Source organism: Paraburkholderia sp. Ac-20347 (genome assembly GCF_017104805.1).
Lineage (GTDB): Bacteria > Pseudomonadota > Gammaproteobacteria > Burkholderiales > Burkholderiaceae > Paraburkholderia > Paraburkholderia tropica.
The window spans coordinates 1-17,100 of record NZ_JAAGPN010000082.1 but is presented as its reverse complement, the minus strand read 5'-3'; the positions used below and the strand labels follow the sequence as shown (position 1 = coordinate 17,100).

Annotated in this window: 14 protein-coding genes; 7 read left to right on the top strand and 7 right to left on the bottom strand. The window is 61.3% G+C overall.

All coding sequences use genetic code 11. The features are described 5' to 3' along the window. Positions 1-65 precede the first annotated feature (65 nt). Entirely contained in the window at positions 66-491 is a 426-nt protein-coding gene (locus G3N97_RS17320) for a VOC family protein (RefSeq protein WP_205994359.1), read from the bottom strand. Between the two features lie 113 nt (positions 492-604). On the opposite strand from G3N97_RS17320, the gene G3N97_RS17315 reads away from it, so the two are divergent. Then, positions 605-1,480, top strand: a complete 876-nt coding sequence (locus tag G3N97_RS17315; RefSeq protein ID WP_205994358.1) for a LysR family transcriptional regulator — start codon at positions 605-607, stop codon at positions 1,478-1,480. A gap of 108 nt (positions 1,481-1,588) precedes the next feature. Here the strand turns inward: G3N97_RS17315 and G3N97_RS17310 are convergent, their stop codons facing one another. Further along, positions 1,589-3,700 carry a phospholipase C, phosphocholine-specific gene (locus G3N97_RS17310; protein WP_205994357.1) on the bottom strand — a complete coding sequence of 704 codons (2,112 nt, stop codon included), beginning with the start codon at positions 3,698-3,700 and terminating at the stop codon, positions 1,589-1,591. Between the two features lie 117 nt (positions 3,701-3,817). Here G3N97_RS17310 and G3N97_RS17305 point away from each other — a divergent pair, with 117 nt between their 5' ends. From G3N97_RS17305 to G3N97_RS17285, 5 genes are all read left to right on the top strand, one after another. Beyond that, on the top strand, positions 3,818-3,985 hold the full coding sequence (locus G3N97_RS17305; protein ID WP_205994356.1) for a hypothetical protein: 168 nt from the start codon (positions 3,818-3,820) through the stop codon (positions 3,983-3,985). A 78-nt stretch (positions 3,986-4,063) separates the two neighbouring features. Beyond that, complete coding sequence (locus G3N97_RS17300) at positions 4,064-4,315, top strand: hypothetical protein (RefSeq protein WP_205994355.1); 252 nt, start codon at positions 4,064-4,066, stop codon at positions 4,313-4,315. A gap of 204 nt (positions 4,316-4,519) precedes the next feature. Continuing rightward, a complete protein-coding gene (locus G3N97_RS17295; RefSeq protein ID WP_205994354.1) occupies positions 4,520-5,779 on the top strand; it encodes a DUF2252 family protein in 1,260 nt (419 codons plus the stop codon). A 192-nt stretch (positions 5,780-5,971) separates the two neighbouring features. Next, the gene (zapE, locus tag G3N97_RS17290; RefSeq protein ID WP_205994353.1) at positions 5,972-7,036 is read left to right on the top strand and encodes a cell division protein ZapE; all 1,065 of its coding nucleotides are present in this window, start codon (positions 5,972-5,974) and stop codon (positions 7,034-7,036) included. Positions 7,037-7,133: 97 nt separating this feature from the next. Next, the gene (locus G3N97_RS17285) at positions 7,134-7,736 is read left to right on the top strand and encodes a flavin reductase family protein (protein WP_205994352.1); all 603 of its coding nucleotides are present in this window, start codon (positions 7,134-7,136) and stop codon (positions 7,734-7,736) included. A gap of 2,718 nt (positions 7,737-10,454) precedes the next feature. On the opposite strand, the gene G3N97_RS17280 is transcribed toward G3N97_RS17285, so the two are convergent. Together G3N97_RS17280 and G3N97_RS17275 are read right to left on the bottom strand one after the other, a co-directional pair. Further along, on the bottom strand, positions 10,455-11,450 hold the full coding sequence (locus tag G3N97_RS17280; protein WP_205994351.1) for a ParB/RepB/Spo0J family partition protein: 996 nt from the start codon (positions 11,448-11,450) through the stop codon (positions 10,455-10,457). Next, positions 11,447-12,655 (bottom strand): AAA family ATPase, encoded by a 1,209-nt coding sequence (locus G3N97_RS17275; protein ID WP_205994350.1) that lies wholly within the window; start codon positions 12,653-12,655, stop codon positions 11,447-11,449. Before G3N97_RS17275 ends, G3N97_RS17280 begins: the two co-directional genes overlap by 4 nt. Before the next feature lie 1,417 nt (positions 12,656-14,072). Between G3N97_RS17275 and G3N97_RS17270 the strand changes: the two genes are divergently transcribed. After that, a complete protein-coding gene (locus G3N97_RS17270) occupies positions 14,073-15,401 on the top strand; it encodes a replication initiation protein (protein ID WP_241030643.1) in 1,329 nt (442 codons plus the stop codon). 278 nt (positions 15,402-15,679) lie between these two features. Here G3N97_RS17270 and G3N97_RS17265 read toward each other — a convergent pair whose 3' ends face one another. The 3 genes from G3N97_RS17265 to G3N97_RS17255 all read right to left on the bottom strand — a co-directional run. Continuing rightward, entirely contained in the window at positions 15,680-16,162 is a 483-nt protein-coding gene (locus G3N97_RS17265; protein ID WP_205994348.1) for an SET domain-containing protein-lysine N-methyltransferase, read from the bottom strand. A 158-nt stretch (positions 16,163-16,320) separates the two neighbouring features. Further along, positions 16,321-16,713: an SgcJ/EcaC family oxidoreductase gene (locus tag G3N97_RS17260; protein ID WP_205994347.1), complete on the bottom strand. Its 393-nt coding sequence runs from the start codon at positions 16,711-16,713 to the stop codon at positions 16,321-16,323. 1 nt (position 16,714) lies between these two features. Continuing rightward, positions 16,715-17,100 (bottom strand): AraC family transcriptional regulator (locus G3N97_RS17255; RefSeq protein WP_205994346.1); only part of this gene is annotated, 386 nt, incomplete at its 5' end.

The following is a 17,100-nucleotide window of genomic DNA, read 5'->3' as shown; positions in this document are numbered from 1 at the left end:
ATGTTTTGCATGCAGGGCGCACTGTTTTCGTGCGCCTGCATTCGGCCAATGTTATTTAGCCAACGTCACTTTGCAAACAGTTGGCCGATATCCTTGAACGCCTTGAATTCGAGCGCGTTGCCGCACGGGTCGAACAGAAACATCGTGGCCTGCTCGCCCACCTGGCCCTGGAAGCGGATATACGGTTCGATCACGAACACCGTGCCGAAAGCGCGCAGACGCTCCGCGAGCGCTTCCCACTGCGTCCATTCGAGCACCACGCCGAAGTGCGGCACCGGCACGTCGTGGCCATCGACGGGATTCGTGTGCGCGCTTTCCTGCGACGCCGTTTTCGGATGCTCGTGAATCACGAGTTGATGACCGAAGAAGTCGAAGTCGACCCAGGCGTCGCTCGAACGGCCTTCCGCGAGACCGAACACGCGGCCGTAGAAGTCGCGCGCGGCGGCCAGATCGTAGACGGGAATCGCCAGATGAAAGGGGGAAAGACTCATGACGCGCTCCGGTTTGCGGGGATAGTGTCGTGGGGAAATCGCCTCATCATACGCACGGGTTTGGCTCAAAAAAATCAATATATAATTTTCGAATACATAAAGGAAATTTGTGAATGATCCGTGAGCTGAAAACGTTGATCGCCGTCGCGCGCGAAGGCACGTTCGCCGCGGCGGGCAAGCGCATCGGTCTCACGCAGGCCGCCGTCAGCGCGCAGATGCAGCGGCTCGAAGCCGAGCTGGGTTTCGCACTTTTCGAACGCGACGGCCGCCATGCGCGCCTGAACGCGCGCGGCGAACAACTGCTCGTGCAGGCGCAGGAAGTGATCCGTCTCTACGGCAATCTGAGCGCCGTCACCGTCGACCCAGCCGTCGAGATGCGCGTGACGATCGGCGCAATCGCTTCGGTGCAGCGCGCGCTGTTGCCCGACGCGCTCGCCGCGTTCTACCGGCAATGTCCCGGCGCGCGCACGCGCGTGATTCCCGGTTTGTCGATGGAACTCATCAATCTCGTCGATGCTGGCGAAGCCGATCTCGCCGCCATCATTCGTCCGCCCTTCGCGCTGCAGAGCGATTTGCGCTGGACCTCGCTGCGACGCGAACCGTTCGTGCTGATCGTGCCGCGTGCCGTCAAGGGCAACGACTGGATGGAGCTGATCGCGACGCAACCGTATATCCGCTATGACCGCGCGTCGTTCGGCGGACGTCAGGTCGATCGCTTCTTGCGGCGCATGCAGTTGAACGTGCGCGAGATCTGCGAACTCGACGAACTCGAAGCCATCGTCAAGCTCGCCGAGAATGGCGTAGGCGTGGCGCTCGTGCCGCAAACGGCCACGTACCGCAAGTGGCCCGCGAAAGTGCGCGCGCTCGATCTCGGCCATCACGTGTTTCATCGCGACATCGGCATCGTGCATCGCGCGGCGCGGCAGATGAGCGAGTCGGCCAAACGCTTGCTCGGCTTGCTGGAAGAACAGGTTCAGCGCGACGTCTGAACCCGTAAAAAAAGCCACGGCGCGCCGCGCGGGCGACACCGTGGCTTCTCATCCTTGAGCGCGTGCGTCGGCTGATCGACGCACGCACGCAAACGCGATCGACAGTCCTTACGCGCCGAGCGCCGGATCGCTATAGCTCGGACGACCCGTTTCCACGTGGCCCGCAATGCGACGCACGAACGTCGCGTCGCTATCGACGGTGATGGTCAGGTCGTACCAGCCGTACGCGTTGCGCAGGTCGAGATAGAGTTGCTCCGTATCGCCGCCGCGCACCGTGTGCTGGATCTTCGTGCTCGGGTCATACGCGTTGACGATTGTGAACTGGCAGCGCGCGTGGCCCGTGTTTTCCAGACGCAGTTGCAGATTGCCGTTCGCCACGTCGTAACCTTCCGCCACTTCCGGACGCGCCACGTCGCTGCCGAACCAGCCCGTCTGCACCTGCTTGCCCGCGAAGCGGCGCAGGAAGCCGTTCGGACCATGCACGGTGAAATCGTAGGCGCCGGTCAGGCCAATCGTGAGCTTGTCTTCGAGGCGCTTGCCCGCTTCCACCGTGTAGGTGCGCGGCGCATCGAGACTGCCCGCCGTGTAGAGCAGGAACACAGCGCCCGCGCGACCCGTGTTGATGAAGTGCGCGGCCGCCGTGCCCGTCGAGACGTTCGCGTTGAAACGCACGAACAGTTCGTACGGCAGCGCGCGCGCGTGACGCACGCCGGATTCCTGCTTCGGCAGCGCGCCGACGGCCGGCGGCAGCGGCACGTAATCGGGGTGACGGTTCTGGTCCGGCGGCGCATAGCCGGTGGTCGAAGGCAGCGTAGGCAGCGCGGCATTCGGCGTGGCGAAGTCGAACGCGGCGGTCAGGTCGCCGCATACGGCGCGACGCCACGGCGTGATATTCGCCTCACGCAAATCGTGATGGACTCCGAAGCGTTTTTCGATGAAGCGAATCACCGAGGTGTGATCGAAGGTTTCAGAGCACACCCAGCCGCCGCGCGACCACGGCGAGACGACCAGCATCGGCACGCGCGGTCCGAGACCGTACGGCCCCGACGCGTATTTGCTGCTGCCCGGGAAAATTTCGTTGGTCGTGTCGACTGTCGACAAACCGTTCGCGCTCGACGCAGGCGGGAACGGCGGCGCAAGGTGATCGAAGAAGCCGTCGTTCTCGTCGTAGTTCACGAGCAGCACGGTCTTGCTCCAGAGATCGGGATTCGACGTGAGAATCTGCAGCACCTGATCCACGTACCACGCACCGTAATTCGCGGGCCAGTTCGGATGCTCCGAATAGGCTTCGGGCGCGACGATCCACGAAACCTGGGGCAGCGTGTTGTTCGCCACGTCCTGCTTGAGCACGTCGAAATAGCCGCCGCCCGCGAGCACGTTCGTGCCCGTGCGCGCGCGGTCATAGAGCGGATTGCCCGGCTGCGCGTTCTGGTATTGCGTGAAGTACAGCAGCGAGTTGTCGCCGTAATTGCCGATATACGGGTTGTCGCCGGTCCAGCCCCACGAGCCCTTCGCGTCGAGGCCCTCGCCCACGTCCTGATAGATCTTCCACGAAATGCCCGCGTTTTGCAGCACTTCCGGATACGTCGACCAGCCGTAACCCGCTTCGGCGTTGTCGACCACCGGGCCGCCGCCGCTGCCGTCGTTGCCCACCCAGCCCGTCCACATGTAGTAGCGGTTCGGGTCCGTCGAGGTCAACGTCGAGCAGTGATAGGCGTCGCAGATCGTGAAGGCGTCGGCCAGTTGATAGTGGAACGGAATATCGTCGCGCGTGAGATACGCCATCGTCGTCGTGCCCTTCGACGGCACCCACTGATCGTAGCGGCCGCCGTTCCACGCGGCGTGCGTGGTGGGCCAGTCGTGCGGCAGATCCTGGAGGAACTGCAGGCCGAGATTGGCCGCGGTCGGATGGAACGGCAGCACTTCGCCGATCCCCGCCGCGAGCGGCTGATTCCACACCGGCTTGCCGTTGGGCAGCGTGATGGCGCGCGTGTCGCCGAATCCGCGCACGCCGCGCAGCGTTCCGAAGTAATGGTCGAACGAACGGTTCTCCTGCATGAGAATCACGATGTGCTCGACATCCTTGATGCTGCCCGTGCGATTGTTCGCGGGAATCGCGAGCGCGTTGCGGATGCCTTGCGGCAGCATCGTCAGGGCGGTGGCCGAACCGGCGCTCATCGCGGCGGTGCGGAGAAAGTCACGGCGGCTTCTCGAAGTCATGTTCTGGTTTCCATCTTCAGGTTGAGAAAGCGCGCGCGATGCGCCGACGCCGGTTCGTCCGGCAAGCGGCAAACGTCGCGCGGCCGGGGGCGTCAATCGGCGGTGTGAATCTCGGGTGTGGCGAGTGGTTCGTTCTGCGCGCTTTGCGCGCCGTCGTTCGCGGAAGGCTGCGCGGGCGAACGCACGGTGTTCGCCGGCAACGCGGCGGCGCTGCTGGCGTTATCGGTGGAATTCGATGCGGTGGAATCGGACGCGGGCGCGAATGTGGCGGCGAGCGGCTGCTGAGATGGCTGCGCTTGTTGTGCTTGTTGTGCTTGTTGTGCGGAAGGCTGCACGTCGGCCAGTTCGCGCGCGGCGCTCGACGTGAGTGACGCGCGTGCGTCACCCCCGCGATCGCTGCATGCGCTGAACGCGCAGGCGGTGATCGCACAGACGAACGTCACGACGCACGCGCGCAAAGACATGCGCGCTCCGGGCAAGCTCAAACGTTTGCGCGGCGCGCTCCGCCATAGCGGGCGCACCGGCGCGATATCGACCGTCATCGAAGTCTCCAACCAGAGAGAGGTACAACAACGGCTCGAGGAGCGGCCCGAGCGATGCCCCTATCGCCGGTAAGCGGCGGTAAGGCAACGCTGAAGCATAGCGAAGCCGCTTTTAAGTTTTGTGACGACGCGCGCGCGGAACGGTCGCGCGTCGTCGCGATTCGTTCACTACAGCCTTTCAATTCGTAATGTCACGCGGCACGCCGTTTGCTGAGCATGCGCGCACAATGAACGCGGCAATCCCGAGCATCTTCACCCGCGCGAACGAGGACGCATCATGGCCCATGAAAAAAAGTCGAACAAACGCACCCGGCAAGCCAGTCACGCCAAACAGTCCGCTCGCTTTCCAAAATCGTCCGAACGCCAGGCAATCCTGACTGAACAGCGACGCCTGAAAATGGCGCGCTCACCGCATGCGTACGTACGCGGCAACACCGCGCAATTTTATGAATGGATCAACGAGTCCAACGGCAGTTCGCTGCCGCACGGCCCGGCGATCTGGATCTGCGGCGACTGCCATACCGGCAATCTCGGTCCGGTCGCGAATCAGGACGGCAAGGTCGAAGTGCATATTCGCGATCTCGATCAGACCGTGATCGGCAATCCGGCGCACGATCTGATTCGTCTCGGCCTTTCGCTGGCGACGGCGGCGCGCGGCTCATCGCTCTCGGGTCTGACGATCGTGCACATGATGGAAGCGCTTGCTGCCGGTTATGAAGCGGAGTTCGCGACAAAACACAGGAATCCGAAACTTCCGGATCGTCCCGAACCGGTTCATCTCGCGATGAAGCTCGCCGTGCGTCGATCGTGGAAACATCTCGCGCAGGAACGCATCGAAGATCTCAAGCCGACGATCCCGTTCGGCAAGCGCTTCTGGCCGCTCACGCGCGCCGAAAGCAAAGCGATCGCGGAGATTTTCCGCGACGAAGCGATCGCCAGTTTGCCCACGGGACTGCGCGGGCGCAACGACGCGGGCGAAGTCGAAGTGCTCGACGCCGCGTACTGGGTGAAGGGTTGCAGCTCGCTCGGACGACTGCGCTACGCGGTGTTGCTCGACGTCGATGGCGGCGTGGTCGAAGGCGACGACCTGTGTCTCATGGACATCAAGGAAGGCGTGAAAGCGGCCGCGCCGCGTTATGAAGACGCGTCGATGCCGCGCGACAACGCCGAGCGCGTCGTCGAAGGCGCGCGTCATCTTTCACCGTTTCTCGGCGAGCGCATGCGGGCCGCGCGCATGCTCGATCGCGCGGTGGTGATCCGCGAATTGCTGCCGCAAGATCTCAAGCTCGAAATCGACGAACTCGACAAGGACGACGCGCGCGCGGTCGCCTTCTATCTCGCGGCGGTCGTCGGTAAAGCGCACGCGCGACAGATGGACCCGCCTTCGCGACGCGCGTGGCTAGCGGAGTTGCGGCGCAATCGCTCGAAGACGATCGACGCGCCGCTTTGGCTCTGGAACAGCGTCGTGCAACTCGCGAGCAGTCACGAAGCGGGCTATCTGGAGCATTGCCGACGCTATGCGACGGGCGTGAACTGACGCGTCGAGTTACACACTGCGCACGCACGACGCACCTGCAAAGCAAGTGCAACGGGGCGCGAACGACTGCCCGCGAGGCGGCGCGTCAGTCTGCTCGCCTGTTAAACTGGCGCGGTTGTGTCGTGAGTGCCGCGCGCGATTGCGCGTCGTGCGCCGCGCGCGTTTTCCGAAGCCCTTCCCGTTTTTATCCGCATGCTCGATCCGTCCGCCGTCATCCGCGCACTCGCTGCCAAAGGTATCAATGCGGACGACAGTCAGCGTCTCGCGATCGACGCGTTGCTGGCGATGATCAATCGCGAAGGCACGCAAGGCGTGTACTGTCACGGGCTGCCGGGACGCGGCAAGAGCCTGATCGTCGATACGGTGTTCGCGCTCGCGCCATGCCCGAAACGGCGCATTCATTTTCACGAGTTCACGCGCGAAGTGAATCGCCGGCTCGTGCAGGCGCCGCGCAGCGACGATCGTCTTGGCGACGTGTCGCGCGCGTGGCTCGAAGGCGTCGATCTGCTCTACTTCGATGAATTTCACGTCCACGATATCGCCGATGCCTTTCTGATCGGGCGCTTTCTCGAAACGGCGCTCGAACAGGGCACGCGCATCGTGCTGACCTCGAATTACAGCCCCGACAATCTGCTGCCCGATCCCGAGTTTCACGCGCGCTTCGAGCCGACCATCGCGTTGATCGCGCGGCACTTCAAGGTGATCGCCTTCGACGGCGCGCGCGATTATCGCGAACTCGGCGCGCAAGCCTCGGAACAGCGCTACTTCGCGCCGCTCGACGGCACGCGCGAAGCGTTATGGTCGATCTATCGCGACTACGAGGCGCAAGGCGCGGTGCATCCGGCGACCATCGAGGTCGCGGGACGGCCGCTCGCCGTCACGGCCGCGGGCAAGCAACTGGTGTGGGCCGATTTCGACGCGCTGTGCGGCACGCACCGTTCGCACCTCGATTATCTTGCCCTCGCGGAACGCTGGCAGGGTCTGATTCTGGATGGACTCGACACGTCGCTGCTCAAGCGCGGCGATGTGCTGCAGCGATTCGTCTGGCTTGTCGACATTCTCTACGATCGCAAGCACTCGCTGTTCATCGCGTCCGACCGGCCGATTCGCGCGGCGCTCGACGGCTTCGACGGCGCGCACGATGTGTCGCGCACGACGAGTCGCCTCGCCGAGATGCAGTCGCGCGGCTATGCGAGCAGCCTGATGCGGCGACACATCGCAGCCTCTTCGTCGCCAGATCCGGAAACGGTCGGCTGATGTCTACCGCGCGCGTTTGAGCTCAGCGCGCGCCGCACGGTTTTTTCATCTGTTGTACAGTCCGTCGAATCTCGACTCGATGCGGACAGACAGCACGATGACTTCCCTCTCTTCTCTTCAACCCGCGTTTCAGCCCGTCAGGCTCGAGCACGCGAGCCGCCTGATCAATCACGGCCCGACGGTGCTCGTCACGAGTTCCGACGGAAAGCGTCGCAACATCATGGCAGCCGCCTGGTCGATGCCGGTCGAATTCACGCCGCCGCGTCTCGCCGTGGTCATCGACAAAAAAACGTTCACGCGCGAACTCGTTCATGCGAGCGGCACGTTCGGTGTGTGCGTGCCGGGCTTCGCGGCGATGGATCTGACTTTTGCGGTCGGCACGATTAGCGGACGCGACGCGGACAAGTTCGAACGCTTCGGCATCGATGCCGTGACGGGACCGGTGCTCGGATTGCCGCTGCTCGAAAAAGGCTGCGCGGCGTGGATGGAGTGCCGGCTGATTCCCGAGAAGCACACCGAGGATGCTTACGACACGTGTTTCTGCGAGGTGGTGTCGGCGGCGGCGGATCCGCGGGTGTTCAATAACGGACATTGGATCTTCGACGACAGCAACACCGACCTGCATACGCTTCATCATCTGGGCGCCGGGAACTTTGCGCGCGCGAGTGTGATGGTGAAGGCGCGGGAAATCGGTGGTTAAATGCGGGATGGGCGTGGTGCGGGTGCGGATTTGATGGGGTTTTAGCTCCGCAGCACGCTAATTTGATTTTGATAATTACCGAATACGTAGTGATTGATACGTATTGGCCTCGTTTTAGCTTTTGCGGGTTTAAAGTGCTTCGGGGACGGTAGTTTTAGGGTCCGAAAGTTCGCCCATCCGTGGAACATTGGGGGTTGAACCCGTAGTCATATCGCTGAATCGTATGCCTGGCGCGGGATTTGGCGGGTTGGCGAATTTTTTGAGAATGTTTCACGCGGGGTGGTGCGGAGGGGCTCGCGGCGGGTCTGCTTGAGGTTTTAGCGGGCTTCGATCGCGGAATTTGAGCGGAATTGCGGGTTGTTTTTTATTTAAATAGACCGTTAGTTGCATTATTAACTGGCTTAGCTTGATTGATATGCGAGTGGCGATACTGGCCTGCGTAAAGTTCTCAGGATTCCCGCCGGATTCCAATCGCGATGCACAGCTCGTGCTTGATGGTCGTCGTCTGCAATGGATCATCAGTGCAGACGCAGGTAGTGATCGGCGGGCAAACAGCAAATAGGTCGATTGACATACTGTTCGCCGATGAACGACGAGGTGACCCAACGACGCTCGTGCGATCTTGTTGCGCCCGGCACCCACCGATCAGGTGATGACGGCCGTCTTCGTCAGGTTGGTGCTCCGTTGCTGCGGCGTCGTACAGATGGCGTGCTGCATCGAACGCAGCCGACAATGAGGTAGTTCGATTTGAATCGCCCTCCCCTTTGATATTCGGCCAGCGGACTCGCTGAAGTGATCATCTTGGTTGTCCAGTCGAGTGTGTGAACTGACATTGCACCGTGCCCTGCGTACCGCGTATTGAGTCGACACATGCGCGGCCCGTTATTCGGCAACGCGCAGAATGTGTGCGGCAGATGCTGCAACCTTCCCGCGCGGGCTCAGTGCATTCAACAAGGGATCGTGTGTCGAGTCGACACATCGAACTTGGGTCGGTTCTAGTGTTCAGCTGCCGAATACCGATTTCAGTTTGGAGAGTGATGGCGGGTGCGGCGCTGCGACGACGGTCGTTGGAAGGAGGGTGTTTTCCAACTGGGAATGGCTGACTTGTGTCGAGTCGACACAGCGTCGTACGTACCATTCGTCGACGCAAAGACCAGGTCATTCGGCTGCGCGGGTCAGGTCTGTCCTGCTGCGACGGTGCTGACTAAGCGCTAGAAGCAACAATATGTCGAGTCGACACACTGCGCCCTAGTCCCGTTGAGTCTCCGACTCGCACAGCTCGCACCCCGATAAACAACTCACGCCGCTATCGTGGTGAGCAAATGATCTCTGCGACGCGCGCAAATCGGACGTGTTCGGTGTGTCGACTCGACACACTGATAGAAAAATCATCAAGGTAATGACTGGCCATAGGCGGCCGAAGTTGTGTCGCCTCGACACAGGCTGAAGCGCTTAGCGATCGACGCGAGTTGCGGATCACCCATACGCCATCAGCGAAAGGACGTCGCAAATTCGCGCTCGGCGATTGCTCCGCGCAGCCTGTGTCCGCACGAGCGAACAGCCGACGCAGGCCGTGTGTCGAGTCGACACAATCAACTTCCCTCGTGTTGACCGCGCTTGATCGAATGTTTGCAGTCGGCTTGCCAAGTTGTGCCGGCCGGAGCCACATGACCCATCACGAAACAGTGTGTCGAGTCGAAAGTGAGGGTGCGTGAAGCTTCCGACTGCAGATTGTCGGACCATCGTCCGGCAGGAATCGAAAGCCTTTCACTCGGCTGACTCAAGTGTCTCTGGCGTGTGTCGACTCGACACACGCCGCTGCATCTCTGTTGCGAAGTCGAGCGGCTGGAGCCGATGCTTCTCGCCGTGCGCGCATCGCCTAAGTCGATCTTGTGTCGAGTCGACACACCTGCCGCCCGCTCTCAGCCTGTGACCTCGACGACAACCAGTACCTGCCGAAACCAACTGAACATCCGCGAGGTTCTTCTTCAGGGTGGGGGCACTTCGTGTGTCGACTCGACACACTCTCCTACTTCGCGGCAGCTAGCCGCTCCGCCTGCGGTGCCCTGCTCTATCTGCTTGTCCGATCATCGGCCCGGTGGGTGTAACGAATCCCCGACGTGTGTCGACTCGACACATATGGTTAAGACAGGCCCGCCTGAAAAACACCGTGGCTTAACGATAATCACGAGGGTATCGTCGGCAGCTCTCACGCTCGGCCAATTCGCCTAGATCTCACACCGCGTGTCGAGTCGACACAACATCACCTGGCCGGCTGAATTCCGGTTCCGTCTCCGCTCTGACCAACGAGATGCGCACGACTGGTTGTGCTGTGTCGACTCGACACACGTCCAGGAACCTTGCGCCTGCCAGCTTCCCCGCCCACTTCAATCGAGTATGGGGCTTCATATTGCTCTGCTAGCGAAAGGCTCTAGCGTGTCAACTCGACACATCGAGACAGGCCAACCACCAATAACCAGTTTCCTCCCGACGAGAACCAGAACACCGTCGCCAGCAAAAAACCTCCACACAGCACATCGTCCCGTGCACTTCTCGCGCTGTGTCGAGTCGACACAAATTCAACGCAGCCAACCAACCCAACCACTTCCACCGCCAAACCCTGTGTCGACTCGACACACCTATCCCCTTCCCGACAGCAATAAAAAAAGCCCGCATATGCGGGCTTTCAATCTCAGCAAACTTCCTACCAACGAGCCTTCAGCCGGGCTTCACATTAAACAACTGGCTGATGAGTTCGCGAATCTGCGTCTCCTGCGCGTCGGACAGCACGCCGGTTTTCAGCTTCACCGTGAAGCTATTCGTATCTTTCGTAATGCTGCCCGCGTGACTCTTGCCCGAGAAAATCTTCTCGATGCTGCGTTCCGACACGCTGCGTTCATCCACGGTCCGGTTCGACTGAGCACCAATCGCCGCGGCCAGCTTGCCCTGATCCAGCGTCCCGGCCACCACTGCGGGCCAAAGCTCACGAGCCGAAGCTAGCCCTGCCGCGCCGTGCTTCTTGATCGCCGACACAATCTCATCCGCAGCGGACCCACCCAGCAGACGCGGGTTCAAATCGAGGTCACGGCGTACGAAATCCGGCAGGCTTTCGAACGCGAGGAATCGATACAGTCCCTTGCGCGACATACCCAGCGCTTCTGCCATACGCGTACGCGTCGGGAATTCGTGCTCGGCGCGACGCAGCGACTGGGCGATTTCGTAGTCAGTCAGATCTTCGCGGCCGACGTTCTCAACGAGCGCCAGCACTGCCATATCCTGATCCGAGCAGTCGATCACCGACGCGCGGATCTCTTCCTCGTGCAGCAGCACATGCGCGCGCAGACGTCGCTCACCTGCGATCAGCTGATAGCCGCTATCCGAGCGACGCACGACAACCGGCTCGACGAGGCCGACTTCGCGAATCGATTCAGCCAGCGAAGCCAGGCCTTCGTCGCTGAAAATCTTGCGCGGCTGCCACGGGTTCGGCTGGATCGCGTTCACCGGCAGCATGAGCTTGTCGCTTTTGGTCTCCAGTTCCTGAATACGCTGCTGCGCAACCGCAAGCGCGCCAAGCATCCCGGGGCCGGTCTTAAACGCACTGCTGCGGCGCGGCTCGGGCGGCGGAGCCGCGGGACGCTCGGTGGTCGTCTGACGCTCTGCCGTCGAACCGAGCTCGGCCGTCTTCGCCGCCATCTTGTCGCGGAATGAACTCACTTGCCGGCCCTCCATTGTTCTACGTAAAGATCGTCGATCCAGCGCACGTAATCGGTGAGCGGCTGGCGCACGCGTGCAACCGTCTTGTCGGCGAGATCGCCCTTGCTGATGTCGAATACTGTCGCCATGGCGAGCGCACCGTTACTCATCGCCGAACTTGCCGGCACTTCGATCGCGCTCAGCCAATCCTTATAGGTGCGCTGCACCCAGGAGCGCACGACCGGCGCCGACGACGTCTTGCCGTAATCCACCTTCGACAGCAGCACCGAGACGAAGTCGTAGGTCTTTTCGTCGCCACGCTCCATGATCGTGTGAGCGAGGTCGGAGAACAGACTCCAGAACGACACCGAGCTGATGAAATCGAGGCTCTCGGGCACCAGCGGCATGACCATCGCGTCGGCGGCCATCAGTGCGTTGATCGTCAGATACGACAGCGACGGCGCCGTATCGAGAATGATGTAGTCGTAGTGCTGGCGCAGCGCCTCGACCCCTTGACGCAGAAGGTCCCAGAATTTGAAGCCCGGGTTCTTGATCACGGTGCCCGGAATATGAAATTCCGCCGAGAACAGCGTGGGGTGCGCCGGAATGACATCGAGGCCATCCCAGTAAGTCGGCTGCACGAAATTGAGCAGACCGCCTTCCATGTGCGGATCGTAGATATACGGCAGGACCGTGCTGTCTTCCGTCACCTCTTTTTCCGCGTAAAGGCCGCACAATTCCGTGAGCGACGCCTGCGGATCGAGGTCGATCAGCAGCACGCGCCGGCCGCGCAGCGTCAGACCTTGCGCCAGGCACATCGTGGTCGTGGTCTTGGTCGAGCCGCCCTTGAAGTTGGCGACGAGCAGCACCTTGCCGTCCGCGTCGCGCACGCCGGTGTGCAGCGGCGTCTGATAAATATCCGAAACCTGCTGGACCCAGGTGCGCGCATCAGGCAAGGTAAACACCCGGCTGCGGCCCGAACCTTGCGCCTCGCCCTGCGGCAAACCTTCGCGCGTGGCGAGCAGGTTATTCAGCTTGATGCGGTCGATGCCGCACATCTCGGCGACCTGCGCCGACGTAAACGTGGGCGCTGCCTTGCGCGGCTTCGGCGCCAGCATCATTTCCCGAAGCTCTTCTGACAGATGACCGGCTTCCTCCGCGAATTGCGTAACCGTCGAAAGGTCGACGCGCCGATCAATTGATGGGAATTCGATAGTCTTTGCCATTAATACGCTTTTTATCGGAATTTGGATAAAGCGTAGAATACAGGAAAAGCGTTTCAGAACACACTGATTGAGGCCAGTATTTTAAAAAAACGACCTTTTTATTAGTCTTTTGAGGGCTTCCGGGACCCTGGTCAAGGCTCAGGCCTTCGCCGGGCGCTCAAGCCCACCACGGGGCGTTTAAGAGGTTTTTCGGCGGTCTGCTTAATTCTTCAGCAAATCGTCAGTTGAATGTCAGGTGATTTAGCCCGGGGGCCTTCGATTGCGTTCCAATTTCCGGCGCTAATCTGACATCCCTTTCGGCACTTCGCACAGAGGTCACGATTTTTGTGCACTTACTCCGAATCGCGGATTCATCACTTTGTGCAGCCGATCTGCGGTAACGGATTTTGTGCAGCTAACCCGCGATCGATCGTAGCGCCTCCGGGTTTCGCACAAATTCCGTTACCTCTGCGCCGCGACCTCTAGATGCCATAAGCCTTTGCGGCCACAGTCGCTCGCACATCGCACAAAAAACGTCACCTTCTCGCCGCAGTTCTGCCAAATTGTATTTCTGTGGCGTCGCGTGTGCTGCGTAGCTTCGTGGACCACCGTTCTCAGCAGCCACGAACGCACAAAAACCGTTACCCAAGTGCCATTTGACGCCCACCTTCGAAGGACGAGGCTCTGCCCGGATCTTTTCGAGGCGGCTGCACATTAAACGTTACCCTCTGGATGTTCCCCTGAGCTCTGCACAGAAAACGTAACCGTCAGCGTCACGACATCTCGACGCACAAAAATCGTTACCTCGAAGCAATTTCGGAGGCACTCATCGGACTCAGCGACGCCCAAAAACCGCTGCGCACAAAAAACGTCACCTCATAGATCAGGGGACGCACACAAAACGTTGCCTTTGATGAAGGCTTGTGCACCTGAATTACTCGGTGGATCATCCGGACAGACGCTCCTCACCCGCATTCCTCGCTCCAAACGCCCGGAAAATCTGCCTGTCTCGCAGAAATTCGCCTCCGTGTTGCAAGGCAATCTGCGTCGAAATTTGCGCGAAGCGTCTTTTGCAGTACCGGGTTGGTTTGTTTACTTAAAGATAGAAAACCCACAAACCCACTAACAGCGGCCTCCGAATCGTTGACAATCAATCACTTGCCTTCCAAAAGCATCGGTCTATGTGCAAGAGGCAGCGATTTATGTGCAATGGGTTGCCGTTTTTTGTGCAAGGGATGTCGCGTTCTATGTGCAGCAAGGTACGGTTTTTGTGCCGGACCCTAATCCACACCCAGCATCGGGTAACGTTTATTGTGTTGACTTGTGTTTGGGGAGTGATAGAGTCGCGGCCAATATCGACGGAGAGAGCACGCGAATGTCGGAGGACATCGGTCGAAGGACGACGACCCAGCAAATGTCGCTGGGGCTGTTTGAGGAAATGTCCGGACAGCCCATCAGTGAGAGCACGCGGGAAATCGGCTTTCAGCGCAATAACGTTTTTGTAGCGATCAACGGGCTCGGCCTGTCGTCGCGGCGTTTCATCGACGCCGCGTATTTCATCGCGGCCCAGGAACCGATTGCGCACGAGACCTACGACGTCGACCTGAACTACTTCAAGTGGCTCATGCGTTACGAGAGCCGCAACGTGCGCCACCTGCAGAGCGTGATCAAGGAGGCGCAGCGCGTGCTGATCGAGGTGACCGATACGCCGCCCGACCGCGCGCCGACCGAAGACGATCAGTGGGTGTCCGAGCAACTGATGGGTAGCGTCAAGATCGGCAAGGGGCGCATCCAGTTCCGCATTCCCCCGCTGATGCTGCGTCACATCACCGGTCCGGAAAAGCATCACTGGCTGAACCTCTGCATCACGGCGGCGTTTTCGCAGACTTTCGCGCGCGCGATCTACGACTACATTCAGCCCTTCGTGACGGCGGGCCTCACCGACTGGATCGAGCTCGACGTCATGCGGCGCTGGCCGGGCAAGCTCGGTTCGAGCGCGTCGGAGTTCAAGCATTTCCGGCCGAAGTATCTCGATCCGGCGGTCAAGCAGATCAATGAGCTGTCCGACCTCGACATCAGCTACGAGACGCGCGCGGACGGCGAAAGCTCGCGCAAGATCAACAAGATCCGCTTCCGGCTGAAGCGCAAGGATACGGTCGCGGCCATGCTCACGCGGCAGCCGAACGCGCACGACCTGCTGCTCACGCTCAAGGAAGAGTTCGGCCTGAGCAACAAGCAGTTCGACGTGATCGCCGAGCATCGCATGAGCTGGAACGACGAGCGCATCCAGCAGGCGATCGAGTACACGCGCTTCCGTCTGAACCAGGGCAAGGTCACCAAGAGCCCGGCCGGCTATCTGATGAAGGCGCTGAGCCACAACTGGCAGGTGTCCGAGGCCGAGCGCAAGATGGTCGCGATCCAGAGCGAGATCGCCACGGCGGAAACGGCGAAGGAGGCGGCGAAGGAAGCCGCCAAGGCCGAGGCGGGCGCGGCCGTGAAGCAGAGCATCGCCACGCGCGACGAAGAGGCGCGCACGCGCCGCAACGACGAGGTGCAGCGCGGCCGCGAGCACTTCGAATCGGCCGACGACAAGACGCGCAAGGAGCTCGTGCGCCTCTACATCGCTTCGCAGGCGGGCAAGCTCATGCTGCGTCGTCTGAAGCTCGAGGCCGGCGCGCTGTCCGATGCCAATATCCTGAATCACTCGGATTTGTCGTGGTATTTCGGCCAGTTCGTGTACGGCAAGCTCAAGCAGAGCGCGGCGTAAGCGGCGGATATCGCGCGCCGCGAGGGCCTGAAATCGCCGATTTCGGGCCGGATTGCTCATTGTGTGTTCGCCCCGAAACAGGGCGTCGCGCCATCAACGAATTAGTTGCAAAATCAGTCGCTTAGTCGATTCGTCCCAAGGCGTGTCCACAGAGTTTTCAACAAAATCTGTGGATAAATCAGACGGGAGCCGGCGCGCCAATCCGCGTAGTCGCACAAGTTCGAAAACGCGCTTTGATCGCCGGTAATTTAATCGGATTCCTGATTAAATTACCCTGCTCAGAAGGCAGCGGCCACCGGCTGTGGCGTCGTTATGGCAGCGTTGACCAGCACGCCCAGCATCGTTCCCCGGCACAACGACGACCCGCATCGGCACGCATACTGGCGCTGCGCTTCGTCGGCCTCGCATTGCTCGATCACCAGCGCATAGTCGATGAACAGTTCCTCGCCGGGCGCGATGTCGCGGACGGCTTCGATGAAGACGCGTCCATCGTCCTCGATCGCTTCGCAATTCGCGGCGCATGCGTGATTGAGCCAGCGCGCGCCGTTGCCGCCGCGGCCGCCGTCGATCACGCGTCCATCGGAGAGTCCGAACAGGAACGTGTGCCCCGACTCGTCGCGACGCGCGTTCCAGCGCGTGGCCTCGCGCCACGTCGTCACCTTGCCCTTGTATTCGAAGATGCGCTCGCCGGCCCGCAACGCGCGCAGTGCGAAAACGCCTTTGCCATGCACCGGCGATTGCCGGACGGTCATACGTTTCATAGTCGCCGCCGTGGGGAAGATGGGAGTGGCGAGCTGAGTATAAGTCGAGAAAATGACGGCGAATCAAGGATGCGCGATGCGCTGAAAAATAACGGACGCGCAGCGCGGCGCTCGCCTGTCGGCCGCCGTTCTGGTGCAGCAAGCGAGCGTGAACAAGCCTATGCGTCGGTCTGAAGCGCGAGCAGATTGGCGTCGCGCGCGAGCACCCAACTGCCCGCTTCACGTCGATAAATCGAGAGCACGTTGCCTGCACGGCGCATCGTTGCGCCGCCCGCGCGCGGCGTCACGCGCACCTCGAGCGCGTTCCAGCAGTACGCGAGACCGCCCTCCACCACCAGCTCGCGGATCTCGCCCGACGACGCAATGCTGTGCGTGACGAGCAGCGCCGCGAGCGCATCGGCGAATGCCTCACGACCGCGCATGGGCGGCTGACCGGCGACGAGGAACACGACGTCGCCGGCCATCAGCGTGCGCAAGGTGTCGATGTCGCCGGCGGCCGTTGCGGCGTGCCAGCGCGCGATCAGATCGCGAATCTGCGTCTCGTCGTTCATCTCAAGCCTCCTGGGTCCATTGACGGTGCGCGGCCGCGCGGAACGCCACCGGCGTGAGGCCGGTCTGCTTGCGGAAATAGCGGCTGAAATAGGCGCTGTCCTCGAAGCCCATCGCGTGCGCGATCTGCTTTACGCTCAGCGCCGAATACGCGAGTTCGCGCTGCGCCTCGCGAATCAGATGCTCGTTGACGACGGCCGTGGGCGACTGCGCGAGCGCCTCGCGGCAGATACGCGCGAGCTGGGCCGCCGCGACGCCCAGACGCTGCGCGTAGAACGCCACGGGCCGATGCTCGCGGCCATGGGCCGCCACGAGCTCCCGGAAGCGTCGTAGCAGCTCCGCGCGGCGGTCGCCCCCTGCGCCTGCGGGCGCCGTCGCGAGGTCGCTCA